Source organism: Candidatus Nanopelagicales bacterium, assembly GCA_030700225.1.
Taxonomy (GTDB): Bacteria; Actinomycetota; Actinomycetes; order S36-B12.
The window spans coordinates 26,189-43,179 of record JAUYJT010000039.1 but is presented as its reverse complement, the minus strand read 5'-3'; the positions used below and the strand labels follow the sequence as shown (position 1 = coordinate 43,179).

Annotated in this window: 20 protein-coding genes; 18 read left to right on the top strand and 2 right to left on the bottom strand. The window is 64.5% G+C overall.

The genetic code is table 11. The features are described 5' to 3' along the window. The 18 genes from Q8P38_05360 to Q8P38_05275 form a co-directional block, all read left to right on the top strand. The coding region (locus tag Q8P38_05360) for a hypothetical protein (protein MDP4014027.1) at positions 1-216 on the top strand (216 nt) is incomplete at its 5' end. 79 nt (positions 217-295) lie between these two features. Further along, a complete protein-coding gene (locus tag Q8P38_05355) occupies positions 296-547 on the top strand; it encodes a hypothetical protein (protein ID MDP4014026.1) in 252 nt (83 codons plus the stop codon). A gap of 129 nt (positions 548-676) precedes the next feature. Continuing rightward, a complete protein-coding gene (locus tag Q8P38_05350) occupies positions 677-1,156 on the top strand; it encodes a hypothetical protein (protein ID MDP4014025.1) in 480 nt (159 codons plus the stop codon). A 64-nt stretch (positions 1,157-1,220) separates the two neighbouring features. Further along, on the top strand, positions 1,221-1,445 hold the full coding sequence (locus tag Q8P38_05345; GenBank protein MDP4014024.1) for a hypothetical protein: 225 nt from the start codon (positions 1,221-1,223) through the stop codon (positions 1,443-1,445). Beyond that, positions 1,442-1,873, top strand: a complete 432-nt coding sequence (locus Q8P38_05340; protein MDP4014023.1) for a VapC toxin family PIN domain ribonuclease — start codon at positions 1,442-1,444, stop codon at positions 1,871-1,873. Before Q8P38_05345 ends, Q8P38_05340 begins: the two co-directional genes overlap by 4 nt. Positions 1,874-2,682: 809 nt before the next feature. Beyond that, on the top strand, positions 2,683-3,567 hold the full coding sequence (gene rpsB / locus Q8P38_05335) for a 30S ribosomal protein S2 (GenBank protein ID MDP4014022.1): 885 nt from the start codon (positions 2,683-2,685) through the stop codon (positions 3,565-3,567). 41 nt (positions 3,568-3,608) lie between these two features. Next, the gene (gene tsf / locus Q8P38_05330; protein ID MDP4014021.1) at positions 3,609-4,427 is read left to right on the top strand and encodes a translation elongation factor Ts; all 819 of its coding nucleotides are present in this window, start codon (positions 3,609-3,611) and stop codon (positions 4,425-4,427) included. A gap of 39 nt (positions 4,428-4,466) precedes the next feature. Then, positions 4,467-5,246: a UMP kinase gene (gene pyrH, locus Q8P38_05325; GenBank protein MDP4014020.1), complete on the top strand. Its 780-nt coding sequence runs from the start codon at positions 4,467-4,469 to the stop codon at positions 5,244-5,246. A gap of 61 nt (positions 5,247-5,307) precedes the next feature. Continuing rightward, positions 5,308-5,865 carry a ribosome recycling factor gene (gene frr / locus Q8P38_05320; protein ID MDP4014019.1) on the top strand — a complete coding sequence of 186 codons (558 nt, stop codon included), beginning with the start codon at positions 5,308-5,310 and terminating at the stop codon, positions 5,863-5,865. Then, a complete protein-coding gene (locus Q8P38_05315; protein MDP4014018.1) occupies positions 5,858-6,715 on the top strand; it encodes a phosphatidate cytidylyltransferase in 858 nt (285 codons plus the stop codon). The genes frr and Q8P38_05315 overlap by 8 nt, the downstream gene beginning before the upstream one ends. Positions 6,716-6,725: 10 nt before the next feature. After that, the gene (rlmN, locus tag Q8P38_05310; protein ID MDP4014017.1) at positions 6,726-7,778 is read left to right on the top strand and encodes a 23S rRNA (adenine(2503)-C(2))-methyltransferase RlmN; all 1,053 of its coding nucleotides are present in this window, start codon (positions 6,726-6,728) and stop codon (positions 7,776-7,778) included. 63 nt (positions 7,779-7,841) lie between these two features. Further along, positions 7,842-9,017 carry an AI-2E family transporter gene (locus Q8P38_05305; protein MDP4014016.1) on the top strand — a complete coding sequence of 392 codons (1,176 nt, stop codon included), beginning with the start codon at positions 7,842-7,844 and terminating at the stop codon, positions 9,015-9,017. Beyond that, positions 9,014-9,397 carry a hypothetical protein gene (locus Q8P38_05300; protein MDP4014015.1) on the top strand — a complete coding sequence of 128 codons (384 nt, stop codon included), beginning with the start codon at positions 9,014-9,016 and terminating at the stop codon, positions 9,395-9,397. The genes Q8P38_05305 and Q8P38_05300 overlap by 4 nt, the downstream gene beginning before the upstream one ends. Before the next feature lie 51 nt (positions 9,398-9,448). Further along, the gene (dxr, locus tag Q8P38_05295) at positions 9,449-10,648 is read left to right on the top strand and encodes a 1-deoxy-D-xylulose-5-phosphate reductoisomerase (protein MDP4014014.1); all 1,200 of its coding nucleotides are present in this window, start codon (positions 9,449-9,451) and stop codon (positions 10,646-10,648) included. Beyond that, a complete protein-coding gene (locus Q8P38_05290) occupies positions 10,645-11,955 on the top strand; it encodes a site-2 protease family protein (GenBank protein ID MDP4014013.1) in 1,311 nt (436 codons plus the stop codon). The genes dxr and Q8P38_05290 overlap by 4 nt, the downstream gene beginning before the upstream one ends. A 22-nt stretch (positions 11,956-11,977) precedes the next feature. Further along, entirely contained in the window at positions 11,978-13,129 is a 1,152-nt protein-coding gene (gene ispG, locus Q8P38_05285; GenBank protein MDP4014012.1) for a flavodoxin-dependent (E)-4-hydroxy-3-methylbut-2-enyl-diphosphate synthase, read from the top strand. Next, entirely contained in the window at positions 13,126-13,965 is an 840-nt protein-coding gene (locus Q8P38_05280; GenBank protein MDP4014011.1) for a GNAT family N-acetyltransferase, read from the top strand. Before ispG ends, Q8P38_05280 begins: the two co-directional genes overlap by 4 nt. 287 nt (positions 13,966-14,252) lie before the next feature. Beyond that, positions 14,253-16,025, top strand: coding sequence for a proline--tRNA ligase (locus Q8P38_05275; GenBank protein ID MDP4014010.1), 1,773 nt, complete (start codon positions 14,253-14,255; stop codon positions 16,023-16,025). Here Q8P38_05275 and Q8P38_05270 read toward each other — a convergent pair. Both Q8P38_05270 and Q8P38_05265 read right to left on the bottom strand, forming a co-directional pair. Continuing rightward, a complete protein-coding gene (locus Q8P38_05270; GenBank protein ID MDP4014009.1) occupies positions 16,002-16,463 on the bottom strand; it encodes a ferritin-like domain-containing protein in 462 nt (153 codons plus the stop codon). The genes Q8P38_05275 and Q8P38_05270 overlap by 24 nt on opposite strands. A gap of 1 nt (position 16,464) precedes the next feature. Then, entirely contained in the window at positions 16,465-16,923 is a 459-nt protein-coding gene (locus Q8P38_05265) for a hypothetical protein (protein MDP4014008.1), read from the bottom strand. Positions 16,924-16,991: the final 68 nt, after the last annotated feature.

Below are 16,991 nucleotides of genomic sequence, written 5' to 3'. Positions count from 1 at the left end.
CCGTCGCCCATCCTTCGCTACATCCTCACTATGACGACGCACATGAACAACCACATGACGGGGTCCCATGCGGCCCTCACGTCACTGAGAGATCAGCCCACCGTGACGGCATCATCCTCAGCCAGCCTGGCGGTCAACAGCGCTGTTGATCGGGATTGTGCTGGTAGGTGTTGTCGCGGCGTGTTCTTCTCCGGAGCCGGGACCTTCTTCCCCTGAGCCTTTCCCAGCTGAGGTTTGGCCGACTCCTGATGTGTGGCCCAGTGACATGCCGATACCACTGGTCATAGGTCCCCGGGTGAAGTTGTCTACGAAGTGCGGGATCCAGTTCCTCCGGTTCGAGGGGTACACGTGGGAGACATCGCCTTTTGGTGATGGTGGGCCGCCTCCGGGATGGCCGAGCCCCTACGCCAAGGGAAAGGCAGTCTACGGAGCGGAGATTGGGGGACCAGGCGAGCCAACCTGGACGGACCTGATCTTCGAGTCGACGTACGAGCCGAAGATGTTGCGGTTCCACTACACGACTAAGACTCCGCCTCCCTGCCCCTGATGCCTGGGCGCCCGGTCGGCGGCCAGTGCCGGGAACTTTCGACGCGGCTCTGGCGTCAGAGACCAGGACGCGAGCAGCACTGCGGCCGAGTCGGCCCCGATCAGCTGCGTCCTGGTAAGGGGAGTGATCATGGGAAGTGGCCGGAGTCGCCATGTGCTTGCGATGGTGGTAGCGGTCGCGCTGGCAGGTGTTGTCGCGGCGTGTTCTTCGCCCGAGCCGGAACCTTCTTCCCCGGAGCCCTTCCCATCTGAGGTTTGGCCGACTCCTGATGTGTGGCCGAAGGGTAGCTACCTCGACGACCTCCTCGACGCCAATCCGGTGAAGTTGTCGACGAAGTGCGGGATCCAGTTCCTTCAGATCCAGGGGACCACCTGGGAGACGTCTCCGTTCGGTGGGGGTCCCCCCACGAAGTGGGGGAATGGTGGGCCGCCTCCGGGATGGCCGAGCCCGAACGCCAAGGGATACGTCAAGTTCCTGAAAGGGAAGGCCCTCTATCGGAGCATCATGGATGATCCGAAGCCCGGGGACGTACTGCGATTCAAGTCGATCTACAAGCCGCGCGCGCTGCGGTTCCACTACACGACTAAGACTCCGCCGCCCTGCCCCTGACGCCTGAACTCCCGGCCGCCGCAGATTCCGCATCCGGGCGCGGACATCATGATGCTATGATGACATGGTGCGCACAACTGTCGATGTTGACGAGGAAGTCCTGGCAGCTGCTCGGACGCTGGCTGCTGAGAAGAAGGTCAGTTTGGGAGCCGCCCTGTCCGAGCTGGCGCGCCGAGGCCTTGCGCCGCGCAGCCCCATCCGGCGCCGGGGAATCCCCACATTCGAGGTCGGTGAGCACGCCGCCGTGATCACTCCCGAGATGGTCCGCGCGGCCAACGAGGAATCTTGATAGCTCTGCTGGATGTGAATGTGCTCGTCGCTCTGGCATGGCCCAATCACGTTCATCACGAATCGGCCTCCCAGTGGTTCCTCGACCACCGCACCCGCGGATGGGCGACCGCGCCCCTGACCGAAGCCGGCTTCGTCCGGGTTTCAAGCAACCGTAGGGTAATCCCGGAAGCCCGCTCGCCCAAGGAGGCGATCGACTTGCTCGGAGCGCTGCGGGATCAGCCCGGCCATCACTTCTGGTCCGATGACGTCTCTCTGGCGGATTGTCCAGAGATTGCTCCTGAGCTGATTACCGGGTTTCGGCAGGTTACTGATGCGCACCTTCTGGCGTTGGCGATGCGTCGGAGTGGCTGCCTCGTGACCTTCGACAACGGGCTGAAGGACTTGGGTAGCCGCGCGGTCGGCGAAGTTGAGTTGCTGCGGATGTGACGCTGATCAAGACGCGTCCCTCACGGCGTGGATCTCGGCCAGCGCCTCGCGGATTCGCCGGACGACCCCATGGAGCCCGGTCTGCTAGGAATGCCACCTCCGGTCGGTTAGCCAGCATCTCGGGTTGATCCGGAGACCGGCAGTCCCAAACTGCGGAGCGTGATCGGTGTCGTGGCGCCTCATGTCAAGATGCTCGCGAAATCAGGTCGGATGCCTTATCCGCTTCCGGCTCTTGTGATGTATTCGTGGGTTGGGGAGGCAGGGAGCTCGGGCGGGGGCGGAAGCGAGCCAGTGAAGGATCTACCTGTCCGTTTTGTCGGGTTCCTGGACCGCATCGACCCGATATGGTCGTTTAGAACGCGAATATCCGCTCGGTAACGACTCCCCCAGTTGGGGTCTCCCCTTTGGGGAAGGGGTACCCCCCTTTCGGGCAGATTGGCGCGGTGTGCAGGTTCGGAGGCACCGTCCGTCCCGCTGGCCTGGGACTGGGTCGGCGCCTGGGGCCAGTCGAGGCATGGGTGTGTCAGGAGAGGCCCGTTTCGCGAGCATTTCCTACGTGAGGCACGCGATCGCTTTCGCGAGCACATTTGATGAGTCTCGGCGTGGAATTCCAGTCCGCGGGATCGCGGGATACACTGTCGGGACCGGCGGCAGAGGTCGCCGGAATACGCGTGCCCATCGGCCAGTTCGATCGCGTCCGCCGTCGGTCCCTTCGGGGTGGCGGGCCCGGGCACCAGGGCACGGCCCCAACAGGAGTCGTGCGGCAACCGAAGCGCGCCGCTGGGCGGCGCTGAAAGGACGAGCGCCACATGGCCGTCGTGACAATGCGTCAGATGCTCGACAGTGGAGTGCACTTCGGACATCAGACTCGCCGGTGGAACCCCAAGATGAAGCGCTTCATCTTCACTGAGCGCAACGGGATCTACATCATTGACTTGCAGCAGTCCCTGTCCTTCATTGACAGGGCCTACGAATTCGTAAGCGAGACCGTCGCCCATGGCGGGACGGTTCTGTTCGTTGGCACGAAGAAGCAGGCGCAGGAGGCGGTTTCGTCTCAGGCGACCCGTGTCGGGATGCCTTACGTCAACAACCGCTGGCTGGGCGGGATGCTGACCAACTTCAGCACAGTTCACCAGCGGCTCGAGCGCCTCAAGGAACTCGAGGAGATCAACTTCGACGACGTCGCGGGTTCGGGGAAGACCAAGAAGGAGCTGTTGTCCCTGCGCCGTGAGAAAGAGAAGCTTGAGCGCACGCTCGGCGGGATTCGAACCATGGACAAGGTCCCCAGCGCGGTGTGGATCGTGGACACCAAGAAGGAACAGATCGCGGTAGCCGAGGCGCGCAAGCTCGGCATCCCGGTGATCGCGATCCTGGACACCAACTGCGACCCGGATGAAGTCGACTACCCCGTCCCAGGTAACGATGACGCGATCCGTGCGGTCTCGCTGTTGACGCGCGTGATCGCCGACGCGGTCGCGGCTGGCCTGACCGCGCGGTCGGGCGGCGACGCTGAAGAAGCCGCCGAGCCGTTGGCAGAGTGGGAGCGCGAAGTGCTGGCAGCACCGGCTGAGGCTCCCGCCGCTGAGGCCGCACCGGCTGAGGCTCCCGCCGCTGGGGCTCCCGCCGCTGGGGCTCCCGCAGTTGCGGAACCTGAGGCCGAAGCAGAGCAGCCCGCTGCGGAAGTCACAGCCTGAAGCGAAGACCGACCGCCCGACACAGATGAGAGGGACACGAAATGGCGACGATCACCGCCGCTGAAGTGAAGCGGCTGCGTGACCTCACCGGCACGGGAATGATGGAGTGCAAGAAGGCTCTCGCCGAGGCCGAGGGGTCGCTGGATAGGGCAGTCGAGATCCTGAGGATCTCCGGAGCAGCCAAGGCCGCCAAGCGCGGGGCGCAACGCACCGCGAGCAACGGTCTTGTGGCGCAATCTGGAAACGCCCTTGTCGAGGTGCGATGCGAGACTGACTTCGTCGCGAAGAGCGCCGATTTCGGCGATCTCGCCGCGCAGATCGCGGCTCTCGCCGACGATCAGCACCCTTCGGACCCCGCTGCTCTCGCTCAGCTGCCACTGCGATCCGGCGAAACCGTCGCCGAGGCGCTGGAGCGGCTCGCCGCGGTCATTGGCGAGAAGTTGGAGCTTGGACAAATCGCGATCCTGGACGGAGATGTGATCGCGTACCTTCACACGAAGGCCGCTGATCTGCCGCCAGCCTTGGGTGTACTGGTCTCGTTCACCGGGGACCGTGACACTGCCAAGACCGTCGCGATGCAGATCGCGGCCATGCGCCCCCGGTTCCTGACCAGGGACGATGTTCCCGAGGATCTGGTCGAGAGCGAACGCCGGATCGCGGAGGCAACTGCCCGTGAGGAGGGCAAGCCCGAGGGCGCCCTGCCAAAGATTGTCGAAGGACGATTGAACGGGTTCTTCAAGGACGTAGTCCTGCTCGCGCAGCCATCTGTCAAGGAGTCCAAGAAGACCGTGAAGGCCGTGCTTGACGAGGCGGGAACCACTGTCTTGTCATTCGCGCGCGTCGAAGTGGGGGAGGGCTAGCGTGGCCCGCACCGGGCCAGGACGATGCCTGGATCGGCGATGATCGCCGACCCCGATGGCGTTGTGCAAGCCACCCTCGAGGGCACTGTAGAAATGTGGCCCGAAGCTCCGGAAGGCGGCTTCCGACGGGTTGTGCTGAAGCTGAGCGGGGAGGCCTTCGCGGGAGGCGGCGGCCTTGGCGTTGATCCGGTAGTCGTGCGCCAGATCGCCATGCAGATCGCCACAGTCCTGCGAAGCGGCGCCGAGGTGGCTGTCGTGATCGGTGGGGGTAACTACTTCCGTGGCGTGCAGTTGTCGGAGCATGGCATGGACCGCGCTCGCGCCGACTATATGGGGATGCTCGGCACTGTGATGAACTGCCTCGCACTGCAGGATTTCTGCGAGAAGCAAGGCATCGAAACGCGCGTTCAGACTGCCATCTCGATGGGTCAGGTGGCCGAGCCCTACATTCCCAGGCGTGCGCGTCGGCATCTCGACAAGGGTAGGGTCGTCATCTTCGGAGCGGGACTCGGGCAGCCGTACTTCTCGACCGATACAACCGCGGCTCAGCGGGCTCTAGAGATTGGCGCGGAAGTCGTTCTCATGGCAAAGGGCGTAGATGGCGTCTACGACGCTGATCCCCGCACAGTGCCGGACGCCAAGCTGCTGCCCAGGCTCAAGTACGACGACGTGTTGCAGCGCAACCTGAGGGTCGCCGATGCCACCGCCATCAGTCTGTGCCGGGACAACAAGATGCCGATCATCGTGTTCAATCTCTTGGTGGAAGGCAACATCGCACGCGCTGTTCGGGGTGAGAGGATCGGAACGTTGATCGACTGATCGGCGTGGCTGCTAGCTCATCGCCGATGAAGCGGCAGCCATAGGCGGAATAGGAGCGAACGTGATCGATGACATTCTGCTCGAGGCCGAGGAGAAGATGGACAAGGCGCTCGCGGTCGCTCGCGACGACTTCACAGCGATCCGCACGGGACGGGCCAACCCGGCCATGTTCGCCAAGCTAACGATCGACTACTACGGAACCGCCACTCCGATAAATCAGCTGGCGTCGTTCGCCTCACCCGAGGCCCGGATGGTGATCATCACCCCCTACGACAAGTCCACCATCGACGCGGTCGAGAAGGCGATCCGAAACTCTGACCTGGGGGTCAACCCAGCTTCGGACGGAATGATCATCCGTGTCGTGCTCCCGCAACTCACCGAGGAGCGCCGCCGCGAGTACATCAAACAGGCCAAGCACAAGGCGGAGGATGCCCGTGTCTCGATCCGTAACGTCCGTCGGCACGCGAACCAGACTCTGGATCGGTTGATGAAGGACGGTGACGCTGGTGAGGATGACGTGCGCCGGGCTGAGAAGCACCTCGATGAGGCGACCCATGAGCGTGTGATTCACATCGACGAGATGCTCAAGCACAAAGAGACCGAACTCCTCGATGTCTGACGTGGCCGGGTCCGCCGCCCCAGCCGAGCCATCCGAGCAGAATTCTCGCGCTGGCAGGAATCTGCCCTTGGCCATAGCTGTCGGGGTAGTGCTTGGCGCCGTGACGCTCGCGATCCTGCTGTGGGTCAAGTGGGTCTTCGTGGCCTATGCGGCGGTGTTCCTGATAGTCGCGGTCTGGGAGATGAAGGGAGCGTTCACCCGCCAAACGATCGCGGTAGTCGTGTGGCCGCTCGTCGTGGCGGTGCCGGTGATCGCCTGGGCGTCGTATGCCCATGGGGAGCAGGCGATGCTTGTGGTGTTCGCGGCCCTAGTGCTCGCCATCCTGGTCTCCAGGCTCGCTAGCGGGACTGACAGGTACGTCCGGGACGTGACCGCCAGTGTCTTCCTTGCCGCGTATCTGCCACTGATGCTCGGCTTCGTGATGCTTCTGCTGCGGTCCGATGACGGTCAGTTCCGGATCATCGTGTTTCTCGCGCTTACGGCCAGTAGTGATGTCGGGGGCTACGCGGTGGGCGTCCTGTTCGGCAAGCATCCGATGGTCCCGAGCATCAGTCCCAAGAAGTCCTGGGAAGGTTTTGGTGGATCGCTGGCTCTCCAGGCGGGTGTTGGCGCTTGGCTGTTCGTTTGGCTGCTGAGCGGGGCGTGGTGGGCCGGGCTGATCACTGGCTTGATCATGACGTTCTCGGCGACTCTGGGGGATCTGGTCGAGAGCGCGATCAAGAGGGATCTGGGCGTCAAGGACATGGGCACGACTATCCCAGGCCATGGCGGTCTGATGGACAGGCTGGACTCGATCATCCCCAACGCATTCGTTTCGTGGGCGCTGTTCGCCGCGTTCCTCGGCACGTGAGCGAAGCGCGGTGAAGCCGCCGGTCCATTGGGCTGACATGACGCCGGAGGAGCGCGTGTTGGCGGTGACCGCAGCGGGTTTGGCGAAGTTTCGCGCGGATCAGGTCTCCAGGCACTACTTCTCCGGACTGTCGGCCGACCCTGGTTCATGGACGGATTTGTCATCCGCCGTCGCCGGAACGGTGGCCAAGGAGTGGTTCCCGAATCTGCTCGAGACGGACCGCCAGGTAGCTTGCGACGGCGGTGATACCCGCAAGTTCTCGTGGCGGATCGCCGGTGATGCGCGGATTGAAAGCGTCGTGATGGCGTACCCGGATCGGGTCACGGTGTGCGTGTCGTCGCAGGCTGGCTGCGGCATCGGATGCCCGTTCTGCGCGACGGGACAAGGGGGACTCGTCCGGAACTTGAGCACCGGGGAGATCGTGGAGCAGGTTCGGCTGGCAGCAGTCGAGGCCGCGAACTGGTCGCCCACCCGGCCGCTGAGACTCGGCAACGTCGTGTTCATGGGGATGGGGGAGCCGCTGGCCAACTACCGGGCGGTGGTGGCTGCCCTGAGGTGCATCATCTCGCCGGCACCCTCCGGATTTGGAATCTCGGCCCGGTCGGTGACTGTCTCAACGGCAGGACTGGTCCCCAGGATTCTGGATCTGGCCACCGAAGGGTTGCCGGTCACGCTCGCTGTGTCGCTCCACGCTCCGGACGACGACCTGCGCGACTCGCTTGTCCCGGTCAACAAGCGTTGGCCGGTTGCCGAAGTCATGCGCGCCGCTGACGAATACGCCGACCGGACCGGTCGCAGGTACAGCGTCGAATACGCCTTGATCGGGGATGTGAACGATCAACTGTGGCGGGCTGACGCGCTGGCGTCCCTCGTCAAGGGCCGCTTGGCTCACGTGAACGTGATCCCGCTGAGCCCGACCTCCGGTTCTGGATGGACTGCATCCGATGCGTCAGCTGGGTCGGAGTTCGTGTCCCGATTGCGGGGCCGCGGAGTGCAGGTTTCGGTTCGTGCGTCACGCGGCGGCGAGATCGGCGGGGCATGCGGGCAGCTCGGCGGCAGTTGACGCGAATCGGTCGGCCGCGGGGTCCAGAATCCCTAGGATGCAGCTACGTCCAAGGAGCAAGCTGTGACCGAACCGCTGACCGATGCGACAGAGGATTCCGGACGGCTTCCGGCTGAGCCTGATCGAAGATCAGTCGAGGTGACTCTGTCAGGGCGCAATATCTGGCGGATCGGGTTCGTGCTTCTCGGAGTGGCGGCTATCGCCTGGTTCCTGGCGTTCGTGCTGGACGACGGCGGTGGCGTGATCTTCACGGTCCTCATGGCGTGGTTCGCGAGTATCGCGATGGAGCCGGCTGTCTCAAGGCTGGCGAAGCGCATGCGCCGGGGGCTGGCCACGTTGATCGTGATGGTGGTCTTCGTCCTGGCTGTGGTGCTGTTCTTGTTCGCGTTCGGGCGGCTGTTCATAGACCAGATCGCACAGATGATTGAGACGGTCCCGCGTCTCATCGACAGGGTGATCGAGTGGGCGAACCAGCAATTCAGCCTGGATCTCGATCTGGACACCATCCTGGAGCAGGTCAACCTGACGCCGGATCAGATAGCTGACATCGCCAGCCAGGTCGGCGGAGGGGTCCTCGGGCTGTTGTCGTCCGTCCTGGGTAGCATCTTCAGCCTGTTCACGTTGGGGCTGCTCACCTTCTACCTGTCGGCGGACGGGCCGAGGCTGCGCCGGTGGGTGGCGCAATTGTTCCCGGCACGGGTACAGGGCATCGTGGCCAACGCTTGGGACCTCACGGCTGAGAAGACCGGCTCGTACGTGGCTGCGAGGGTGGTTCTCGCGGCGATCAACAGCGGCACCAGCGCGATCGTGTTTGCCTTGATCGGGATGCCGTACTGGCTCGCCCTTGGATTATGGACAGGGATCGTGGCCCAGTTCGTGCCGACGATCGGTACGTACATATCGATCGTGCTGCCGGTCATTGTCGGTCTGTTGAGCGGTAGCCCCTGGATCGGGATCGCCGCGCTGGTGTGGGCTCTGGTCTACCAGCAGGTCGAGAACCTGACCTTCGAACCGAGAATCAGCGCTCGGGCGGTAGATGTGCATCCGGCCGTCGCGTTCGCCTCGGTGTTGATGGGGGCGGCCCTGTTCGGTGTGGCCGGAGCTCTTCTGGCTGTTCCGGTCACCGCAATGTTGCTGGCCATGCTTGAGATCTACGTGAACAAGTACGAGTTGCTGCCAGCCCCGGGTGAGCCCGCCGACGAGGCTCTCGCGGGCGAGGCCGCTAAGGCCGCACCATGACGTTGCTGACTGTCGCGTTCTGGGTCGGAGCTGTCGTCGACCTGGGTGCCGCCGTGATGATGGTGTGGCCTGCGGCGTTTCGGCCCCAGTACAGGTACCGGGATGGGTTCGACTACCGCGACCGCGGCTTCGTCTACGGGATGCGCTTCGGTGCCCCGCTGATGCTCGGCTGGACTGTGCTGCTGCTATGGGGTGCGGCGGCGCCGGATGAACGGCGGGGCTTGCTTCTGATCACGATCGTGCCGGGCATCGCGGGGTTGGCTCTCGTTGACGCATGGGCCAGTTGGAGCGGAATCCTGAAGCCCGTGATGGCCTGGGGCACGCGAGTGCTCCAACTGGCGATCGTGGCGCTCTTCGCATTCGCCTACTTCGCGGGTTGAGGCACACACGCGTCAGGCACGCCGCCAAAGCGGACCTGAGAAGATGACTTCATGCGCGATGTAGTTGTCCTCGGGTCGACCGGGTCGATCGGGACCCAGGCCTTGGACGTCATTGCCGCGAATCCAGACCGCTTTCGTGTTGTCGGGCTCTCCGCGACGGGGGCTCGCCCGGGGTTGATAGCGGGCCAGGTGGCAGCTCACCGCGTGCCGATCGTGGCCGTGGCGGACGCAGCGCGCGCCGACGATGTGCGCGGCGCGATACGAGCTGAGCTATCCGCGCGAAAGCTGCCGGATCACGCGGTGACGCTTCTGACGGGGCCTGGCTCCTCAGCGGAGCTCGCGACGGCCGAGTGCGATGTGGTACTGAACGGACTGTCCGGTGCGGCCGGGCTGCGTCCGACGGTTGCCGCCCTTGAGGCGGGACGAGTTCTGGCTCTGGCCAACAAGGAGTCCCTCATCATCGGCGGCCCGCTGGTCAAAGCCATGGCTAGACCCGGCCAGATCGTGCCCGTCGACTCCGAGCACTCGGCGATCGCGCAGGCGTTGCGCGGCGGGTCCAGCGCGGAAGTGGCACGGCTGATCTTGACCGCCAGTGGTGGGCCGTTCAGAGGATGGTCAGCGACCGCTCTGGCCGGGGTCACCCCAGAGCAAGCGTTGTGTCACCCGACCTGGGACATGGGCGCCCTAGTGACCGTCAACTCGGCGACGTTGGTCAACAAGGGGCTCGAACTGATCGAAGCGCACCTGCTCTTCGATGTTCCGTTTGAGCGCATGGATGTCGTCGTCCATCCGCAATCTGTCGTGCATTCGATGGTGCAGTTCACTGACGGATCGACTCTGGCGCAGGCCAGTCCACCGGACATGCGCCTGCCTATAGCGATGGGGTTGGCGTGGCCGGAGCGGGTGCCGGGCGCGGCAGCGCCGTGCGATTGGACGCATCCGACGCAGTGGACCTTCGACCCCGTTGATCACGACACCTTTCCCGCTGTGAGGTTGGCCGCGCGGGTCGGTGAAGCCGGGGGGACAGCCCCAGCGGTGTTCAACGCCGCTGACGAAGTGGCTGTCTCGGCATTCCTGTCCGGCGGATTGAGCTTCCCGGGGATTGTTGACACGATCGAGCGCGTTGTAGACCAGTACATGTCTGAGATTGGCAGCTCGCGGAACGTCGCGGAGTTGCAGGACGTCCTAGGGGCTGACGGATGGGCGCGTGAGCGGGCCGCGGCCCTGATCGGCCGGAGGTCAGTGACTTGAACGAGGCCATTGCCACGACTATAGGCGTCATCGCGTTCATCGCCTTGATCTTCGCGTCGATCGCTTTGCACGAGTTTGGGCACTTCGCCACGGCGAAGCGCTTCGGCTTGAAGATCACCGAGTTCATGATCGGATTCGGGCCGGTGCTCGCGTCCAGGCAGAAGGGCGAAACCAAGTACGGCGTCAAGGCTGTGCCGTTAGGCGGCTACGTCCGGATTGTCGGTATGTACCCGCCCGAGAGAATCGGGCGACGTCGGAGCGGCCGCTTCTCGCGCCTGATAGACGAGGCGCGCTCGGAGTCCCTCAAAGAGATCAAGCCCGGCGACGAGGGCCGGGTCTTCTACCGGCTTCCCGTGGCGAAGCGCCTGGCCATCATGCTGGCAGGGCCGCTGATGAACCTTGTGCTAGCCGTGATTCTGTTCTCGATTGTGCTCGTTGGCGTAGGCCTGCCAGTGCAGACGACCAGCGTTGCCGGGGTTGTGCCCTGCGTGCCGACTGCCGATGACCCTCGGGGCGAAGTTGGTGATGACGGGAGCTGCCCCGCCGGGCAGGCGACGCCCGCCAAGAAGGCTGGGCTACGAGCGGGCGACACCATAGTGTCTGTGGGCAACGAGTCGATCGCGTCGTGGGAGGACCTGACCCGGAGCCTGGAGTCGGCGCTCGGCCCGACGGTTGTGGTTGTGAACCGGGGGGGCAGCAACGTGTCGCTGACGGCGGATCTGGCCTCGGTGTCATATCCGGTCTTCGATGAACAAAGCAGGCCTACGGGGGACTACCGTGAGCGGACGTTCCTGGGCGTTCGGCCCCAGGCTGAATACCAGGGCCTGGCGGTGACCGAAGTTCCGTCCCATATCTGGGGCATCACTCGGGATTCTGTGGTTGCTCTGGGAGGCCTTCCGGCGCGGCTGTATGAGTTGGGCGTCACCCTGGCCACCAACGGCGAACGAGACCCGGGCGGCCCTGTGAGTGTTGTGGGTGTCAGCCGACTCAGCGGGGAGATCGCGGCCACTGACGAGCCGTTGCGCGCCAAAGCGGCGTCGATCCTGGGGCTCGCGGCATTACTGAACCTGTTCCTGTTCCTCTTCAACCTCCTGCCCCTGCTGCCACTTGACGGCGGGCACGTTGCGGCAGCGCTGTGGGAAGCCGCACGTCGGCGGCTCGCGGCTTGGAGGCACAGGCCCGATCCGGGGCCAGTGGACACGGCTCGCTTGCTGCCGGTCACCTACGTGATGGCGATTACCTTGATAGGTGTTGGAATCATGGTGGTTTGGGCCGACATCGTCAAGCCGATAACGCTTGGGGGATGACCCGTGTGAAAGGACTCCAGGCATGATCCTTCCGGTAGGTCGTCCGGCGCCGGACACACTGGCTCCGCGAAGGCCCTCCAAACGGATCGTGCTGCGACACGCCACGAATCCGGTGGCGGTTGGGGGTGACGCCCCGATCAGCGTGCAGTCAATGGCGACGACTCTGACCGCTGACGTGGACGCCACGCTGCGGGAGATCGCTGAACTCACGGCCGCTGGGTGCCAGGTAGTGCGTGTAGCTGTTCCAAGCGCCGACGACGCCGATGCCCTGCCTGGGATAGTCGCCAAGTCGCCGATTCCGGTCATCGCCGATATTCACTTTCAGCCGAAGTACGTTTTCGCGGCGATAGACGCCGGGTGCGCGGGGGTTCGAGTGAACCCGGGCAACATCAAGCGGTTCGATGACCAGATCGCTGAGATCGCGAGGGCCGCTGGGGACGCGGGCACGCCCATCCGAATAGGCGTCAACGCTGGTTCGCTGGAACCAGGTGTATTGAAGAAGCACGGACGTGCCACGCCCGAAGCCCTGGTTGAGTCCGCGCTTTGGGAGTGTTCGCTGTTCGAAGATCACGGCTTCACTGACCTGAAGATCTCCGTCAAGCACCATGACCCGGTGGTGATGGTGAAGGCGTACCGGTTACTGGCCAGCCGCTGCGACTACCCACTGCATCTTGGGGTCACGGAGGCCGGCCCGGCCTTCCAGGGCACCATCAAGTCAGCCGTGGCGTTCGGTGTCCTGCTAGGAGAGGGGATCGGCGACACGATCAGGGTTTCGTTGTCCGCTCCACCAGTTGAGGAAGTCAAGGTCGGAGCGGCGATCCTGGAGTCGTTGAATCTGCGGCAGCGGCACCTCGAAATCGTGTCGTGTCCTTCCTGTGGGCGGGCACAGGTCGACGTCTACACCCTCGCCGAGCAGGTGACCGTGGGCCTGGCCGGATTGGATGTTCCGCTGAGGGTGGCCGTGATGGGTTGCGTTGTGAATGGCCCGGGGGAAGCTCGCGAGGCCGATCTCGGTGTGGCGAGCGGCAACGGCAAGGGTCAGATCTTCGTCAAGGGTGAAGTAGTCAAGACCGTGCCGGAGGCTTTGATCGTGGAGACGCTGATCGAAGAGGCCAAGAAGCTTGCCGCTGCGGGCCGTGAGCCGGGTTCCGCAGAGGTCGAAGTGTCAAGATGACCGCTTGGCAGTCAGGCGTGCGCGTACTCCGTCCGGGAGACGAGTGCTTGCTATGGCCGCTGCTGGCGTCAGACCCCGTTAGGCACTGCGTCGCCGCGTCACGCTTGGCTGATGGAGGCCTGCGCGCCGAGTCACTTGGCGGCGAGGTTTGGGGATTTGGCGAAGGCGAACTGACTTCCGCCGTTCTGACGGGCGCGAATCTGGTGCCAATCGAGACCACTGCGGACGCCCGCCGGGCGTTTGGCAGTTTCGCGGTGCGGCGGCCGAGGAGGTGCTCATCGATCGTCGGGCCTATGGAGGAGGTCCTGGACTTGTGGAGTCACTTGGCGGATACGTGGGGCCCGGCACGTGAAGTACGCGTTGATCAGCCGCTCATGGTCTACGAGGGACCGTCGCTAGTCGAGCCCGACCCGGCGGTCAGGACTGTCCAGCCGGGCGAGATCGACGCGATCTTCCCGGCGTGCGTGGCCATGTTCACCGAGGAGGTCGGGGTGTCACCTGTGGCTGGCGGAGCTGGGCCTGGATACCGCCGACGCGTCGCTGCACTAGTGCGGGCGGGGCGTGCATTCGCCCGGTTTGCGGAAGGCCGCCCTGTGTTCAAGGCGGAAATGGGTGCTGTTTCTGACTCCGCATGTCAGATACAGGGAGTTTGGGTCGATCCGGAGTACCGCGGGCGGGGGCTGTCGGCGCCAGGCATGGCCGCCGTTGTCGAATTGGCTTCGCGCAAGGCGCCAACTGTGTCTTTGTACGTCAACTCGTTCAACGAGCGAGCTCTGCGCACGTACCGGAAGTCTGGATTCCGCAGGGTCGGCACCTTCGCGACAGTTCTGTTCTGACGCTTCGATTCTGACGCGCCGCCGGTCATGCCGCCGACACCTCCGTCGCCACGTCCATCCGCCTGCCCGCCACCCCCGCCGAAGCGGCCGTTCCGAACAAACGCGACAGTTGCGGAAAGAAACGGGCGTTGTAACGGGCGCGTCTGTACCCAAACGGTCGCGTTTGTCGGGAACGGCCGTTCCCGCGGAGCCGGAGGCCGGGGCCTGGCGCCGCGCCGTGCGGGGGTTGGCGGTCAGGACGGATACTCTCACCGGAGTGTTCGAGTTGGAGGTCTGAAGTGCTTCGCATGTCCCACTTGTTCCTGCGGACGCTCCGTGAGGATCCTGCTGACGCGGAGCTACCGAGCCACCGGCTCCTGGTCCGGGCTGGCTATGTCAGACGCGTCGCGCCGGGCATCTTCTCCTGGTTGCCGCTGGGATACATGGTCTACCGCAACGTGGAGCGCATTGTTCGCGAGGAGATGGACGCCGCGGGTTTCCAGGAGGTTCACTTCCCGGCACTGATTCCGCGCGAGCCATACGAGCGGACTGGTCGGTGGGACGAGTACGGCGAGACGCTATTCCGGCTGCGCGATCGTAGGGGCGGGGACTATCTGCTCGGCCCCACGCACGAGGAGCTCTTCACGCTGATGGTCAAGCAGGAAGTGTCCTCATACAAGGACCTTCCGGTGAGCCTGTATCAGATCCAGACGAAGTACCGGGATGAGGCAAGGCCCAGGGCGGGGATTCTGCGCGGCCGCGAGTTCGTGATGAAAGACTCGTACTCGTTCGACGTTGACGATGACGGATTGCGCAGAAGCTACGCCGCGCATCGGTCGGCCTACGTGAAGACATTCGAACGGTTGGGACTGTCGTTCGCCATCGTCGCCGCCCAGTCCGGTGCCATGGGGGGCTCGGCAAGCGAGGAGTTCCTCGCCCCCTGTGAGTTTGGCGAGGACACGTTCGTGCGCTGTTCAGAGTGCGACTACTCGGCCAACACCGAGGCCGTCACAACTGCGGTGCCGCCGGTGCCCGTCGGCGAGGAGCGTGGTCAACCCGTCGAAGCCGACACTCCTGGGACGGCGAGCATCGACTCGCTAGTGGCGTTCGCCAACGAGACTCCTGAACTGCGACGCGCGGACCGGCCCTGGGTGGCAGCCGACACGCTGAAGAACGTCGTGCTCAAGGTCACGGGCCCGGATGGCCAGCGCTCCGTTCTGGTGATCGGACTGCCCGGGAACCGCGAGGTGGACCTGAAGCGGCTCGAAACCGCCCTTCATCCAAGCGACGTGGCGGTCTTCGAGGAGGATGACTTCGCTGCCCATCCGGAACTGGTCCGCGGGTACATCGGTCCGCGGGCGTTGGGCGAGAGCAGCTCAACCGGCATCCGGTACCTGGTCGATCCGCGAGTCGCGGCGGGAACGGCCTGGGTGACGGGGGCGAATGCGCCCGACCGCCACGTGTTCGGCCTAGTGGCTGGGCGGGATTTCGAGCCGGACGGGCAGATAGAGGCCGCGGAAGTGATTGACGGCGACCCCTGCCCGCACTGTGGATCGGCACTGAAGATCGCTCGCGGTATCGAGATCGGCCACATCTTCCAGCTGGGACGCAAGTACGCGGAGGCGCTTGGGTTACGAGTACTTGATCCCAACGGCAGCCTCGTCACGGTCACGATGGGCTCCTACGGAATCGGCGTCTCACGGGCTGTGGCCGCGATCGCTGAGCAGTTGTGCGATGACCGAGGGCTGTGCTGGCCCCGTGAAGTCGCTCCCGCCGACATCCACGTCATCGCGGCTGGCAAGTCTGACGATGTGACCGGGGCGGCCGCCAAGCTGGCCGAAGACGCGCAGGCCGCCGGGCTCCGGGTGCTGTTCGACGATCGCGCATCTGTCTCCGCGGGAGTCAAGTTCAATGACGCTGACTTGATCGGCGTGCCGACGATTGTGATCGTGGGCAGGGCGCTGGCCGATGGGGCGGTCGAGGTGAAGGACCGCCGCACGGGCGAGCGCCGCAGGGTGCCCGTTGGCGAGATCATCGCTGATCTATGCGCGATCGCCTCAGTCGACGCGCGCCCCGTCTGAGACTGGCGACCGGGAGGTGTCGGCTGGTCCGGATGGCTGGTCCGCCTCCATGCCGGGGAACGCCGTTGGTACCCATCCCCAACCGACCGCTCTGGATGCGCATTTCTGGGCTGAGGCTGCCGCATATGCTCGAGCGGAGCCATCAGTCGGCCGTACCGTCGATGCGTAAACAGAAACCAGTCGCAGCTCCAACAGGATCGCCAAGCGTTTGGCGCTGGCCGGCGACGTGATCGAGAAGGGCAGGTCATAGGCAGCGGGAGCATCCAAGTTCCCGCCACCTTCGGTCAGGCGGTCGCGTGCGTTGTCCCGAGCGTGTTCATGCGACTTCACGGCCCGCAGAGCTTTGATTCGCTCGGCTCCGACAAGTTGGGCGGTCAGGACTTCGTATCCGTAGATCGCGGCCTCTTCTCCCAGAGCCGCTGCTGCCCACGCGTCCATGTCAGCGCACCCCCGCCAGGAACGTGGCATGGGCCGCCTCGCATGACCCGATCACGGATAGGAGCTCGGACAGGGATGCGTCACGTGCCGCCACGCATCCTTCGACGCGAAGCTTGGCGGCCTGGCGCTCAGCGCGTCGCAGCAGGCGAGCAGCGTCCAGCTGGCTCGCGACGTCGATCGTTACGTTAGCTGAAGCCGGTGCCCCCCCGTCCCCGACTATCGCCGACAGATGCTGGCTGTGTTGGTCCCGGAACGGCGTCAGATCCTTGCCCAGGGCTGGGAAGGCTTCGATCACTGAGTCGTAGATCGCGATGAGCCCGGCTTCTGACTCAGCGGTTCCTGCCTTGACCTCCGCGTCGGGGTCGGTGCTGCCAATCACGGGGATGCCTGAGGAACAGCCTACGGCCGCGAGCGCGGTTCCGGCCAGGAATCCGGCGAGCAGTGTGCGTCGCTGGATCACTGTAGTTCTCCGTGGTCGGGGGAAGGGCATCTTTGTCGCTACCCTAGGACGGGCGGCCTACGTTACAC